General features: G+C 66.6%; 14 protein-coding genes. 11 read left to right on the top strand and 3 right to left on the bottom strand.

Annotation, left to right across the window (positions count from 1 at the left end; genetic code table 11):
- Window positions 1-6: 6 nt before the first annotated feature.
- The 5 genes from MXB90_RS02480 (at window position 7) to lpxB (ending at window position 3,969) form a co-directional block, all read left to right on the top strand.
- Window positions 7-681, top strand: a complete 675-nt coding sequence (locus tag MXB90_RS02480) for an OmpH family outer membrane protein (protein WP_250040659.1) — start codon at window positions 7-9, stop codon at window positions 679-681.
- An 83-nt stretch (window positions 682-764) separates the two neighbouring features.
- The gene (fabZ, locus tag MXB90_RS02485; RefSeq protein WP_250040661.1) at window positions 765-1,226 is read left to right on the top strand and encodes a 3-hydroxyacyl-ACP dehydratase FabZ; all 462 of its coding nucleotides are present in this window, start codon (window positions 765-767) and stop codon (window positions 1,224-1,226) included.
- Between the two features lie 3 nt (window positions 1,227-1,229).
- Window positions 1,230-2,024, top strand: coding sequence for an acyl-ACP--UDP-N-acetylglucosamine O-acyltransferase (lpxA, locus tag MXB90_RS02490; RefSeq protein WP_250040664.1), 795 nt, complete (start codon window positions 1,230-1,232; stop codon window positions 2,022-2,024).
- Complete coding sequence (gene lpxI / locus MXB90_RS02495) at window positions 2,021-2,830, top strand: UDP-2,3-diacylglucosamine diphosphatase LpxI domain-containing protein (RefSeq protein WP_250040666.1); 810 nt, start codon at window positions 2,021-2,023, stop codon at window positions 2,828-2,830. Before lpxA ends, lpxI begins: the two co-directional genes overlap by 4 nt.
- Window positions 2,827-3,969: a lipid-A-disaccharide synthase gene (gene lpxB / locus MXB90_RS02500; RefSeq protein WP_250040668.1), complete on the top strand. Its 1,143-nt coding sequence runs from the start codon at window positions 2,827-2,829 to the stop codon at window positions 3,967-3,969. The genes lpxI and lpxB overlap by 4 nt, the downstream gene beginning before the upstream one ends.
- A 271-nt stretch (window positions 3,970-4,240) precedes the next feature.
- Here lpxB and mnmA read toward each other — a convergent pair whose 3' ends face one another.
- Window positions 4,241-5,380, bottom strand: coding sequence for a tRNA 2-thiouridine(34) synthase MnmA (gene mnmA / locus MXB90_RS02505; protein ID WP_250040671.1), 1,140 nt, complete (start codon window positions 5,378-5,380; stop codon window positions 4,241-4,243).
- A gap of 126 nt (window positions 5,381-5,506) precedes the next feature.
- On the opposite strand from mnmA, the gene sciP reads away from it, so the two are divergent.
- The 5 genes from sciP (at window position 5,507) to MXB90_RS17725 (ending at window position 11,094) form a co-directional block, all read left to right on the top strand.
- Window positions 5,507-5,785, top strand: a complete 279-nt coding sequence (gene sciP, locus MXB90_RS02510; RefSeq protein WP_250040674.1) for a CtrA inhibitor SciP — start codon at window positions 5,507-5,509, stop codon at window positions 5,783-5,785.
- Between the two features lie 94 nt (window positions 5,786-5,879).
- Window positions 5,880-6,593, top strand: a complete 714-nt coding sequence (gene ctrA / locus MXB90_RS02515; RefSeq protein WP_250040677.1) for a response regulator transcription factor CtrA — start codon at window positions 5,880-5,882, stop codon at window positions 6,591-6,593.
- Between the two features lie 59 nt (window positions 6,594-6,652).
- Window positions 6,653-8,773, top strand: coding sequence for an NAD-dependent DNA ligase LigA (gene ligA, locus MXB90_RS02520; protein WP_250040686.1), 2,121 nt, complete (start codon window positions 6,653-6,655; stop codon window positions 8,771-8,773).
- The gene (gene recG / locus MXB90_RS02525) at window positions 8,770-10,881 is read left to right on the top strand and encodes an ATP-dependent DNA helicase RecG (protein WP_250040688.1); all 2,112 of its coding nucleotides are present in this window, start codon (window positions 8,770-8,772) and stop codon (window positions 10,879-10,881) included. Before ligA ends, recG begins: the two co-directional genes overlap by 4 nt.
- A 90-nt stretch (window positions 10,882-10,971) precedes the next feature.
- A complete protein-coding gene (locus MXB90_RS17725; protein ID WP_284040714.1) occupies window positions 10,972-11,094 on the top strand; it encodes a hypothetical protein in 123 nt (40 codons plus the stop codon).
- A gap of 121 nt (window positions 11,095-11,215) precedes the next feature.
- On the opposite strand, the gene MXB90_RS02530 is transcribed toward MXB90_RS17725, so the two are convergent.
- A complete protein-coding gene (locus tag MXB90_RS02530) occupies window positions 11,216-11,650 on the bottom strand; it encodes an iron-sulfur cluster assembly scaffold protein (RefSeq protein ID WP_250040690.1) in 435 nt (144 codons plus the stop codon).
- A gap of 61 nt (window positions 11,651-11,711) precedes the next feature.
- Here MXB90_RS02530 and hisI point away from each other — a divergent pair, with 61 nt between their 5' ends.
- Complete coding sequence (gene hisI, locus MXB90_RS02535) at window positions 11,712-12,068, top strand: phosphoribosyl-AMP cyclohydrolase (protein ID WP_250040697.1); 357 nt, start codon at window positions 11,712-11,714, stop codon at window positions 12,066-12,068.
- On the opposite strand, the gene gluQRS is transcribed toward hisI, so the two are convergent.
- Entirely contained in the window at window positions 12,065-12,919 is an 855-nt protein-coding gene (gene gluQRS, locus MXB90_RS02540; protein WP_250040699.1) for a tRNA glutamyl-Q(34) synthetase GluQRS, read from the bottom strand. The two genes, hisI and gluQRS, sit on opposite strands and share 4 nt — an antisense overlap.

Below are 12,919 nucleotides of genomic sequence, written 5' to 3' on the forward strand. Positions count from 1 at the left end.
TCTGGGATGGTTCGGGGCGCGGGTCTGGCGGCGCTGGTGGGGCTGATCGTGGCCCTGCCCATGGCCTTGTCCGCGCAAGAGCCGGGGTCGGTGGCCCGCCCCGCGGCCGAGCCCCGCGTCATCGTGCCCAGCCCGGTTCTGACGCTGGATTGGGACCGGCTTTACGAAGGCTCACTGTGGGGCAAGCGGGTGCGCGCGGAATTTGCCGTCGCCTCGGCCGAGTTGCAGGCAGAAAACAGCCGCATCGCCGAACAGCTGACCACAGAGGAACGCAGCCTGACCGAACGGCGCGCCACATTGGACGCCGAGGTGTTCCGGCGTGAGGCCGATGCCTTTGACGCCCGCGTCACCGAAATCCGCAATGCGCAGGAAGAAAAGGCCCGCGCCATCGGCCGCAAGCTGGAAGAGGAACGCCAGGCCTTCATCCAGGCCGCCATCCCGCAGATCGATGCCGTGCTTCAGGCGCGCGGCGCTGTGGTGATGCTGGATGCGCGCGCGATCATCCGTGGCCTTGCGGCGATCGATGTCACCGCGGACCTGGCCGCGCGGGTGGATGCGGTCATCGGCGCGGGGGACGATCTTGCCGCCGGGGCGGAAGCGGCCCCCGCAGATGCGCCCGAAGCCGAACCCGCGCCCGACCCCGCGCCCCAACCCGCGCCCGTCCCGCCCGCGCAGGATTAAGCCGGGCTTCTTGCCAAGGGGCGGCCAGGTTGCTAGCAAGTCCGCAACGGCGCTTGCGCCAGGACAGACCGGAAGGACCCCCGATGAGCCAACCCGCCCCCTATACCGAGGCCGATCTGGGCCTGATCAAGCGCATCATCCCGCATCGCTATCCGTTCCTGTTCATCGACAAGGTGCGCGATATCGTCCCCTTCAAGGGCGCGGTCGGGATCAAGAACGTCACCTGCAACGAGCCGCATTTCCAAGGCCATTTCCCGGAAATGCCGATCATGCCGGGCGTCACCATCGTCGAGGCGATGGCGCAGACTTCGGCCGTGGTGGTGGGCATCTCGCTTGACGTGATCGACAAGCCTCTTCTGACCTATTTCATGGGGATTGATGCCTGCAAGTTCCGCCGCAAGGTGGTGCCGGGCGACGTGCTGGAGCTGCATGTTTCGGTCAAGCGCGGTGGCGGCAAGATCTGGAAATTCTACGGCGAGGCGATGGTCGAAGGCCAGCTGGCGGCGCAGGCGGAATTCACCGCGATGATGGACCTGCAGGGGTAAGCCATGAGCATCGACCCCTCGGCGCAGGTCCACCCCTCCTCGGTGATCGAGGCGGGCGCGACGATCGGCCCCGGCTGCCGCATCGGCCCGTTCTGCCTGATCGGCCCCGAGGTGGTGTTGGGCGCGCGCGTCGAGGTGAAATCCCATGCCGTGATCACCGGCGCGACCGAGATCGGCGCGGATACGGTGATCTTTCCCTTCGCCTCGGTCGGGGAAATCCCGCAGGACCTGAAATTCGGGGGCGAACGTACGAGGCTGGTGATCGGCCAGCGCAACCGCATCCGCGAACATGTGACCATCAACACCGGCACGGCGGGCGGCGGCGGGATCACCTCGATCGGGGATGATTGCCTGCTGATGGCGGGGGCGCATGTGGCGCATGACTGCCGTGTCGGCAACCACGTGATTCTGGTGAACAATTCCGCCGTGGCCGGGCATTGCGTGATCGAGGATCAGGTGATCATCGGTGGCCTGTCGGGCGTGCATCAATGGGTGCGCATCGGGCGCGGGGCGATCATTGGCGCGTTGTCGATGGTGACGGCTGACGTGATTCCGCATGCGCTGGTCGCGGGGCCGCGCGCGCAGCTGGAGGGGCTGAACCTTGTCGGGCTGAAGCGCCGCGGCGTGGCGCGCGCCGACATCACCGCGCTGCGCGATCTGTATATGGCGCTGTCCGAAGGCAACTTCCGCGACAGCGCGCGCCGCCTGTCCGAGGATGGCGCCGAAAGCGAGATGGCGCGCGAAGTGCTGGATTTCATTCTGGGGCCGTCGGACCGGTCCTTCCTGACCCCGCGATGAGCGGCACGGCCCTGATCGCCGGCACCGGCGCGCTGCCCCGCCTGTTGGCCGCGGCAGCCCCCGGCATGCTGATCTGCGAGATGGAGGGTTTTCCCGCTGACATCCCCGGCGCCACGCCGCTGCGTTTTCGCGTCGAACGACTGGTGCCGTTTCTGGATGGGCTGGTCGATCAGGGCGTGACCCGCGTGGTCTTTGCCGGGGCCATGCGCCGCCCGCGGCTGGAGCCGGAACTGTTCGATCCCCGCACCGCAAGCCTTGTGCCGCGTCTGGTTGGCGCGATGCAGGCGGGCGATGATGCGACGCTGCGCGCGGTGATCGAGTTGTTCGAGGAATGGGGGCTGGCGGTCGTGGGCGCCGATCAGATCGCCCCTGATCTGGTGCCGGGGCCGGGCGTTCTGGCGGGCAACCCGGGGCCCGGGGATGCCAGCGATGCCGACCGCGCGGCGGCGATCGTCGCGGCCCTTGGCGCGGTCGATGTGGGGCAGGGCGCGGTGGTGGCGCAGGGGTTGTGCCTTGCGGTCGAATCCCTGCCCGGCACCGATGCGATGCTGGATTTCGCAGCCCTTCATCAGGGCCTGCGCCCCGATCCCGCGGGTGGGAAGGGCGTGTTCTACAAGGCGCCCAAGCCCGGGCAGGACCGCCGCATCGACCTGCCCGCGATCGGGCCGGAAACGGTGGCGCGTGCCGCCGCCGCGGGTCTTGCGGGCATTGCCTGGCAGGCGGGCGGGGTTCTGCTTCTGGACCGCGCCGCCACCATCGCCGCGGCCAATGACGCGGGTCTGTTCCTCTGGGCGCGCGAGCCATGAGGCTGTTCCTGATCGCCGGCGAGCCTTCGGGCGACAAGCTGGGCGCGGCCCTGATGGCGGGGCTGAAACAGCTGGCCCCTGGCGTCGAATTCCACGGCATCGGCGGCCCCCTGATGGAGGCCGAGGGCCTGACAAGCCGCTTCCCGATGGAGGAACTGTCGGTCATGGGTCTGTGGGAGGTCTTGCCGAAATACCGCCACCTGAAACGCCGGATCGCCGAAACCGCACAGGCGGTCACCGATTTGGCGCCCGATGCGCTGATCACCATCGACAGCCCCGATTTTACCTTGCGCGTCGCGCGGCTGGCGCGGGCGACGCGGCCCGAATTGCGTACGATCCATTACGTCGCGCCCTCGGTCTGGGCCTGGCGACCGGGGCGTGCGGCGAAGATGGCCGAGGTCATCGACCATGTGTTGGCGTTGCTGCCGTTCGAGCCGCCCTATATGCGGGCCGCCGGGATGAGCTGCGATTTCGTGGGCCACCCGGTCGTGGCCGAGCCGCGCGCCACCAGGGCCGAGGCTGATGCCTTCCGCGAAACCCACATGATCGGCCCTGATCAGCCGCTGGTCCTGTGCCTGCCCGGATCGCGCGCGGGCGAGGTCAAGCGCCTGGGCCCCCGCTTTGATGAGGCGTTGATGCGGCTGCGCGACCGCGAACCGGGGCTGCGCGTGGTGCTGCCCACGGTGCGCGGGGTTGCCCCGATGGTGCGGGCCATGGCCGCACGCTGGCCGGTCGCGCCCATCGTGGTGGAAGAGGCCGCCGACAAGCGCGCGGCCTTTGCCGCCGCCGATCTGGCGCTGGCGGCCTCGGGCACGGTCAGCCTGGAACTCGCGGCGAACCGAACGCCGATGGTCATCGCCTATGACATGGCCCCGCTGAGCCGCTTTCTGATCGGGCGGCTGTTGCGGGTGGATACGGTGACGCTGGTCAATCTTGTGTCTGAAACCCGCGCCATCCCCGAGTTTCTGGGCCGCGCCTGCCGGCCCGGTGCGATTTCCCAGGCGCTTCTGAACCTGTTGGAACGGCCCGAGGCGCGGGCCGCGCAACTGGCCGCGATGGAGGTGACGATGCAGCGGCTGGGCGAGGGGGGAGATCCCCCCGGCCTGCGGGCGGCGCGATCGGTCCTGAACGCGCTCTGACCCCTTCGGCTTTGTCCAAATATCCCGGGGGTCCGGGGGCAGCGCCCCCGGCGCTGGAACAGGCGGAGAGGCGGGGGGGGGGGCCCCCCCCCCCCCCCCCGGTGTTTGCCCCAAAGAAAGGGGAACGGCGGCGGAAGGGACCGCCCCGCCCCCTCTTGGTTTCCAAAACTCGGGGGGGGGGGGGGGCCCCCCCCCCCCCCCCGCTGGAACAGGCGGAGAGGCCGGGGGCGCTGCCCCCGAACCCCCGGAGTATTTCAGCCAAGAAGAAGGATCAGCGGCCTTTCCAGATCCAGCCACCGCCCAGGATGCGGCTGCCGCCGGTTTCGTAGAAGACGCAGGCCTGGCCGGGACTGACCCCTTCCTCGGGCGAGAGGAGTTCCACCTCGGCCTCGGTCGCCGAGATCGGGCGCAGGATCGCCTCGCGCGGGGGGCGGGTGGAGCGGACCTTGACGCTGACATGCCATTCCGGCTGGCTTTCGAAGGGCGCATCACCCAGCCAGTTGATCTCTCGCACCGGGATGATGCGGGTTGACAGCGCCTCTTTCGGGCCGACGATCACGCGGCGCGTTTCGGGGTCGAGTTTCACGACGTAAAGCGGATCCCCCAAGCCCCCGATTCCAAGGCCGCGGCGCTGGCCGATGGTGTAGTGGATCACGCCCCGGTGCTGGCCAAGAACATTTCCTTCCAGATCGACGATCTCGCCGGGGTCGGCCGCGCCGGGGCGCAGTTTTTCGATGACCGCGGCGTAGTTGCCGTTGGGGACAAAGCAGATGTCCTGGCTGTCGGGCTTGTCGGCCACGGCCAGCCCGTATTTCGCGGCCAGCGCCCGGGTTTCGGCCTTGGACGCCAGATGGCCGAGGGGGAAGCGCAGGAAAGCCAGCTGTTCGGGTGTGGTCGAGAACAGGAAATAGCTTTGGTCGCGGTTGGCATCGGCGGCGCAGTGCAGTTCGGGGCCATGCATGCCCATCTTGCGCTGGATGTAATGGCCGGTGGCCATGCAGTCGGCCTCAAGGTCCTTCGCGGTTTCCAGAAGGTCCTTGAACTTGACCCGCTCGTTGCAGCGGATGCAGGGCACGGGCGTGGCACCCGCCAGATAGGCATCTGCGAATTCGTCGATCACCGCCTCGCGGAAGGTGTTTTCGTAATCCAGCACATAATGCGGGAAGCCCATGGCCTCGGCCACGCGGCGGGCATCGTGGATGTCCTGGCCCGCGCAGCAGGCGCCTTTTTTCGCCAGTGCCGCGCCGTGATCATAGAGCTGCAGCGTGACGCCGACCACGTCATAGCCTTCCTCGGCCAGCATCGCGGCCACGACCGAACTGTCGACGCCACCCGACATGGCGACGACGACGCGCGTATCTTGCGGGCGCTTGGGCAGGCCCAGCGAGTTGAGCGGCGAGTCCTTGGGCATTGCTAATGGTCCTTTAACCAGACCCGCAGGAATATAGGAAAATGCGAGGCAGTCTCAACCCCGCGTTTCACCGCGCGTTAAGATGACGCGCGCATCCTTGCCCCATCTAGTCGAAGGGGTGTGCCCATGTATCTGAAGAAAGTTGACGGCCCGCGCGCCGTCACGTTGCCCGATGGCACGATTCTGACCCGCGCCGATCTGCCGCCCGCCGAAACCCGGCGCTGGGTGGCCAGCCGCAAGGCGATTGTGGTGCGTGCGGTTACCTACGGTCTGATTCCCCTCAGCGAAGTGCTGGAACGTTATGCGCTTTCGGAGGAGGAATTCTCGATCTGGTCCGAAGCGGTCGAAAAGCACGGTGTTGCGGGGCTGAAAGTGACGGCAATTCAGAAATACAGACAACTTTAGGTTGAAAGCCGTGAAGAACATGCGACAGTAACGGGTAATTAACCAGTTGATGCAAATCTGGCGCTGACCAGAAGATTAATGCGGAGAACCCGAGATGCGTATTTTGTTGGTAGAGGACGATCCCACGACCTCGCGCAGCATCGAATTGATGCTGACGCATGCCAATCTGAATGTCTATTGCACCGATCTTGGGGAGGAAGGCATCGATCTGGCCAAACTCTATGATTACGATCTGATCCTGCTGGATCTGAATCTGCCGGACATGAACGGGCATGAGGTGCTGCGTCAGCTGCGCCTGGCCAAGGTGGACACGCCGATCCTGATCCTGTCGGGGGCGGATGATACCGACAACAAGATCAAGGGGTTCGGCTTTGGCGCCGATGATTACATGACCAAGCCCTTCCACCGTGAGGAGCTGGTGGCGCGGATCCATGCGATCATCCGCCGGTCCAAGGGCCATGCGCAATCGGTGATCCGGACCGGGAAGGTGTCGGTCAACCTGGACGCCAAGACGGTTGAGGTGGATGGCCGCCCGGTGCATCTGACCGGCAAGGAATATCAGATGCTGGAACTGCTCAGCCTGCGCAAGGGCACGACGCTGACCAAGGAAATGTTCCTTAATCACCTATATGGTGGGATGGATGAACCGGAATTGAAGATCATCGACGTCTTCATCTGCAAGCTGCGCAAGAAGCTGGCCGAGGTGACGGGCGGCGAAAACTACATCGAGACCGTCTGGGGCCGCGGCTATGTGCTGCGCGACCCGAACCCTGACCAGATGGACCGGCGCCTCGCCATTGGTGCCTGAGGCTCTGGACGGCCCTCGCGCCTGCCCCTATCACTTCGGGGCAGCGGAAGGGGGATGTGATGGATCAGATGCGCCCGGTGCAAGATCTGGATGAAGGCGCGGCGGCGGCAGAATTGCCGGGGCTGATTGCCGCGATCGAGGCGGCGAACGCGGCCTATCACACGCTGGACGCGCCAGAGATTTCGGATGCAGATTATGATGCGCTGAAACGTCGGCTGATCGAGATCGAGACGCGTTTCCCGGCGCTTGCGCGGGCCGACAGCCCAAGCCGCAAGGTCGGCGCGGCCGTGGCCGAAGGTTTTGGCAAGGTGACGCATGACGTGCGCATGCTAAGCCTTGAGAACGCCTTTTCCGATGACGACCTTCTGGATTTCGACCAGCGCGTGAAATCCTACCTCGGCCTCGGGCCAGAGACGGTCGTGGACTACACCGCCGAGCCCAAGATCGACGGCCTGTCCCTGTCGCTGCGCTATGAAGGCGGACGGCTGGTGCAGGCGGCGACGCGCGGCGATGGTGAGGTGGGCGAAAATGTCACCGAGAATGCGCGCACCATCGCCGATATTCCACAGATCCTTGCCGGGGCGCCCGACCTGCTGGAGGTTCGCGGCGAAGTTTACATGAGCCATGCCGATTTTTCGGCGCTGAACGCGCGCCAAGCGGCGCGGGGCGAAAAGACCTTTGCCAATCCGCGCAATGCTGCCGCCGGTTCTTTGCGGCAACTGGATGCGCGCGTCACCGCCGGGCGGCCGCTGCGATTTTTCGCCTATGGCTGGGGGGCGCTGTCGCAACCGCTCGCTGACAGCCAGATCGGCGCGATCGAACGGCTGGCGGCGCTTGGGTTTCAGACCAATCCGCTGACCATTGCCTGCGCGGGGCCGGGCGCGGTTCTGGAACACTACCGCCGGATCGAGGCGCAGCGGGCCACGCTGGGCTATGACATTGACGGCGTGGTCTGCAAGGTGAACGATCTGGCGCTGCAGCGCCGGCTTGGGTTCCGCTCGACAACGCCGCGGTGGGCGATCGCGCATAAATTCCCCGCCGAACTGGCCTGGACGCGGCTGGAACGGATCGAGATCCAGGTTGGCCGCACCGGCGCGCTTAGCCCGGTGGCGCGTCTGGCCCCGGTCACCGTTGGCGGGGTGGTGGTGTCGAATGCGACGCTGCACAACGAAGATTACATCGCCGGGCGCGATTCGCGCGGCCAGCAGATCCGCGACGGCAAGGACATCCGCGAAGGTGACTGGGTGCAGGTTTATCGGGCCGGCGACGTCATTCCAAAGGTCGCGGATGTTGATCTTTCACGTCGCAACAATGACGCGCAACCTTATGTTTTCCCGAACAAATGCCCCGAATGCGGCTCCGACGCGATCCGCGAGGAGGGCGATGCCGTCCGCCGCTGCACCGGCGGCCTGATCTGCCCGGCGCAAGCGGTTGAAAAGCTGAAACATTTCGTCTCTCGCGCGGCCTTCGACATCGAGGGCCTGGGCGCCAAGCAGGTCGAGGCGTTTTACCGTGATGGCTGGATCCGGGAACCGGCGGACATCTTCTCGCTGCGCGCGCGGTATGGACAGGGCCTGCAACAGTTGAAGAACCGCGAGGGCTGGGGTGAGAAGTCTGCCCAGAACCTCTTTGAAGCGATTGATCAGAAACGAAAAATACCGTTATCGCGTTTGATCTTCGCGCTTGGCATCCGCCATGTCGGCGAAACCGGCGCGGCGCTTTTGGCCAATCACTACACCAGCTGGGCGGCCTTCGAACAGGCCATGACCCACGCAACCATCGGCACCGGCCCCGAATGGGAAGAATTGATGGCGATCGACGGCGTTGGCGCGACGCTGGCGACATCGGTCGTCAGCACCTTCCATCAGGGGGCCGAACGCGCCTCGATCGACCGGCTGGTGGCCGAACTGGAGGTTCTGGATGCCCAGCGGCGCGTGGCGGCCGACAGCCCGGTGGCGGGGCTGACGGTGGTGTTCACCGGCACGCTGGAACGGATGACCCGGGCCGAGGCCAAGGCCCGGGCCGAGGCGCTGGGGGCGAAGGTCGCGGGCTCGGTTTCCGCGCGCACCGATCTGCTGATCGCGGGGCCCGGGGCCGGGTCCAAGGCGAAGAAGGCCGCGGATCTGGGTGTGCGCGTCATTGACGAAGACGAATGGATGCAGATCGCGGGGGGCGCATGAGCGGCGGCGCCGTAGCGCCGACGGGCCGCCCGCCGGTCCTGTTTCCGCTGTTCGCGGGGCTGGAAACGCTGCCCGGTGTGGGCGAGAAAAGCGCGCGCGCCTTTGCCCAGCTGGGCGCCGAACGTCCGCGTGACTTGTTGTTTTTGCTGCCACATTCGGTCATCGACCGCCAGCCCGTCGCCTCGATCCGCGAGGCGCTGCCCGGTGCGGTGGTGACGGTCGCGGTGACCGTCGGGCCCCATCTGCCCGCCCGGCGCAAGGGCGGTCCGACCCGGGTGATGGTGCGTGATGCGACCAGCGATTTCCAGCTGGTGTTTTTCCACGCCCGGGGCGAGGCGCTGCAAAAGCAGCTGCCCACGGGGGAACAGCGGATCGTGTCGGGCAAGCTGGAAATCTTTGATGGCCTGGCCCAGATCGTGCATCCCGATCACATCCTGCGCCCCGAGGAGGCGGCCAGTCTGCCGCGCTTCGAACCGGTCTATCCGCTTAGCGCAGGGCTGACGCAGCGGGTGGTGGCCAAGGCGGTGGCGGGCGCGCTGACGCGGCTGCCCGATCTGCCCGAATGGATCGACCCCAGCCTGAAGGCGCGCGAGGGCTGGCCCGATTGGGATGCGGCGGTGCGCGCGGTTCATGCCCCCGAAGGCCCCGCCGATCTGGCGCCCACCGCGCCGGCACGCGCGCGGCTGGCCTATGATGAGCTGTTCGCCCATCAGCTGACCCTGGCCCTGGCCCGCCAGACGCTGCGCCGGGGCAAGGGCCGGTCCAGCAAGGCAACTGGAACATTGTCCGGCAAGGTCTTGCAATCACTGCCTTATGAGCCGACCGGCGCGCAGCGCCGCGCGAGTGCCGAGATTGCGGCAGATATGGCGACCGACCGGCGGATGAACCGGCTGTTGCAGGGCGACGTGGGCGCGGGCAAGACGCTGGTGGCCTTTCTGGCGCTGCTGGTCGCGGTTGAGGCGGGCGGTCAGGGCGTGATGATGGCCCCGACCGAGATCCTGGCGCGTCAGCATCTGGACAGTCTGGCCCCGCTGGCGGCGGCGGCGGGCGTGCGGCTGGCGCTTTTGACCGGGCGCGACAAGGGGGCGGAACGGGCGGCGAAACTGGCGGATCTGGCCGCGGGGCGGATACAGGTTCTGGTCGGCACCCATGCGGTGTTCCAGAAGGACGTGCAGTTTCACGACCTGCGCCTTGCGGTGGTGGATGAACAGCACCGTTTTGGCGTGGCGCAGCGGATGGAACTGGGGGCCAAGGGGCAGGCGGCGGATGTGCTGGTGATGACCGCCACGCCCATCCCGCGCTCGCTCAGCCTGGCGCAATATGGCGACATGGATGTCAGCCTGCTGGATGAAAAGCCCCCGGGACGCAAGCCGGTGCGCACCGCGCTGGTATCCGACACGCGGCTGGAGGAGGTGGTGGACCACCTGCGCCGCGCCGTGGCCGAGGGGCGGCAGGCCTATTGGGTCTGCCCGCTGGTCGAGGAAAGCGAGCTGGTCGATCTGATCTCGGCCGAGGATCGTTTCCGCAGCCTGCGCGCGGCCTTGGGCGAAGGGGTCGTGGGGCTGGTGCATGGCCAGATGCCGCCGGCTGACAAGGATGCCGCGATGGCCGATTTCGTCGCGGGCCGGACCCGGGTTCTGGTGGCGACCACGGTGATCGAGGTGGGGGTGAACGTGCCCAATGCCTCGATCATGGTGATTGAACGGGCGGAAACCTTTGGCCTGGCGCAGCTGCATCAGCTGCGCGGCCGGGTGGGGCGCGGGGCGGCAGAGTCGACCTGTCTGCTGATGTACAAGCCCCCGTTAAGCGATACGGGCGAGCGTCGGTTGCAGATCCTGCGCGACACCGAAGACGGATTTCGCATCGCCGAGGAGGATCTGGCGATGCGCGGGGCAGGCGATCTGATCGGCACGGCGCAATCTGGCCTGCCGCGGTTCCGCATCGCCGATCTGGAACGTCAGGCGGGGTTGATGGCCGTGGCGCAAAGCGATGCGCGGGCGCTTTTGGCCGTGGATCCCGGCCTGCAGGGGCCGCGCGGGGCCGCCGTGCGTTGCCTGCTGTGGCTGATGGAGCAGGACCGCGCGATTCGCCTGATCTCGGTCGGTTAACGATTTGTTCTCATAAGTTCTTAAAAAGTTCTTTACAGGCGCGGGAAAAAATGAGAACAAAATAGCAACAACAGATCAGAGGAGACCATGATGGCCACCGAAATCCGTTCCGCCCTGTCGCGCAGTGCCGATACCCTGGTGCTGGATGCGCTTGGCGCGCTGTCGCTGATTGTGATGCTGGTCGTGGGCTTGCACCTGCCCAGCTTTTTCTGACCCGTTCCGACCCGTTTGCCTCGCGCTTTCGGTCCTGCCTGGGCCGCCTGTCCCCCAGAAAGCGCAGACTGTCCGCCGCCATCCTTGCGATGCGCGGCGGCTCTTTTTTTTGGGGGGGAGGTCAGGCCAGCGAGGCCAGTGCCGCAAGCGTGGCGTCGGGCGCCAACAGGATCGAGGCGTGGCGGTTGGCATAGTCGCGCGCGGGGCGCAGCGCCTCATAGCCGTCAAAGGGCGGCTGGGGGGTGGGGCCTGCCTCTTTCAGCATCGTGGCCAATTCATCGCGCAGCCGGGCCACCTGCTCGGGCGTGCAGCCCACGACCGCCGCGCCAAAGATCGCGGCCGAGGCCTGACCCAGCGCGCAGGCCCGCACCTCTTGCGCGTAATCGGCGATGCGGCCGCCCTCCAGCACCAGATCGACGGTCACCACCGACCCGCACAGCGGCGCGCGCTTGGTGGCGCTGTGCGTGGGCGCGGGCAGGCGGCCCAGATGCGGAACATCCGCCGCCAGTGCCAGGATGCGCTGCGAATATAGCTTGATGAGGTCGCCGTCGCTCATGTCTTTTCCCCGGTGCATGCCCGCGTTAGATAATCCCGATGACCGCACAAGGAAAGACGTGATGACCTTTGATCCCGCCACGCTGAAATTCGACGCCCAGGGCCTGATCCCGGCGATCGCGCAGGATGCCGTTTCGGGCGAGGTGCTGATGATGGCCTGGATGAATGCCGAAAGCATCGCGCGCACACTGGCCACGGGCCGCGTCACCTATTGGTCGCGCTCGCGTCAAGCGTTCTGGGCCAAGGGCGAAAGTTCCGGCCATGTGCAGACGCTGCGCGAGATGCGCATCGACTGCGACCGCGATTGCCTGCTGCTGTTGGTGCATCAGGAAGGCCCGGCGTGCCACACCAACCGCCGGTCGTGCTTTTACACCGCCCTGCGCGCCGGCGAAGAGGTCGAGATCCTGAAACCCCTTTAAGGCGCCGTCACCGGCAGGCCGACCATCCGCCGGATGTCTTGCGGCGTGGCGCCTTCGGCGCGATAGGCGGCAATCGCCCGCGCATCGTCGCGCTTGGCCAGTCGCTTGCCATTCTCATCCCGAATAAGCCTGTGGTGGTGGTAGGTTGGCGTTGGAAGGTGAAGTAGCTTCTGAAGCACGACGTGGATCTGTGTCGCCTCGAACAGATCGGCGCCGCGCACCACATGCGTCACCCCCTGCGCGGCATCATCCAGCACCACCGACAGATGATAGGATGTCCCCATGTCACGCCGCGCCAGCACGACATCGCCGACGCGGGTGATCAGCGCCGCGGGCGTCACACGGACAAGCCCCGCGTGATCCGGCCCGGTTTCCAGGAATTCAACCGGTTCCGTGGCGGCCCGGGCCATGTCCAGCCGTAGCGGCGCATCGGGTAGCGGTTGCCCCGGTCGGCGTCGGCCCGTTTGCCGGCAGGTGCCGGGATAGACGATGCCATCGGGACCAAGCGTGACACCTTCCTGCGGGGCGGCGGCGGCGGCCTCTATATCGCGGCGGCTGCAGGAACAGGCATAGATCAGATCGCGTTTCCAAAGATCGTCAAGGGCTTGGCGATAGATGTTCAGGCGATCGGACTGGCGCATCACGGGCTCTTCCCAGCGCAGCCCCAACCAGTGCAGATCGTCATAAATCTGCGCTTCCCACTGCGCGCGGGCGCGGCTTTGGTCGATATCCTCGATCCGCAGCAGAAACCGGCCGCCCGCTGCCCGGGCCATGTCATGGGCCAGCATCGCACTATAGGCATGGCCCAGATGCAGCGGCCCCGTGGGCGAAGGCGCGAACCGCGTGATCAC

Origin of the sequence: Phaeovulum molybdatiresistens (genome assembly GCF_023544865.1) — a bacterium.
Classification (GTDB): domain Bacteria; phylum Pseudomonadota; class Alphaproteobacteria; order Rhodobacterales; family Rhodobacteraceae; genus Pontitalea.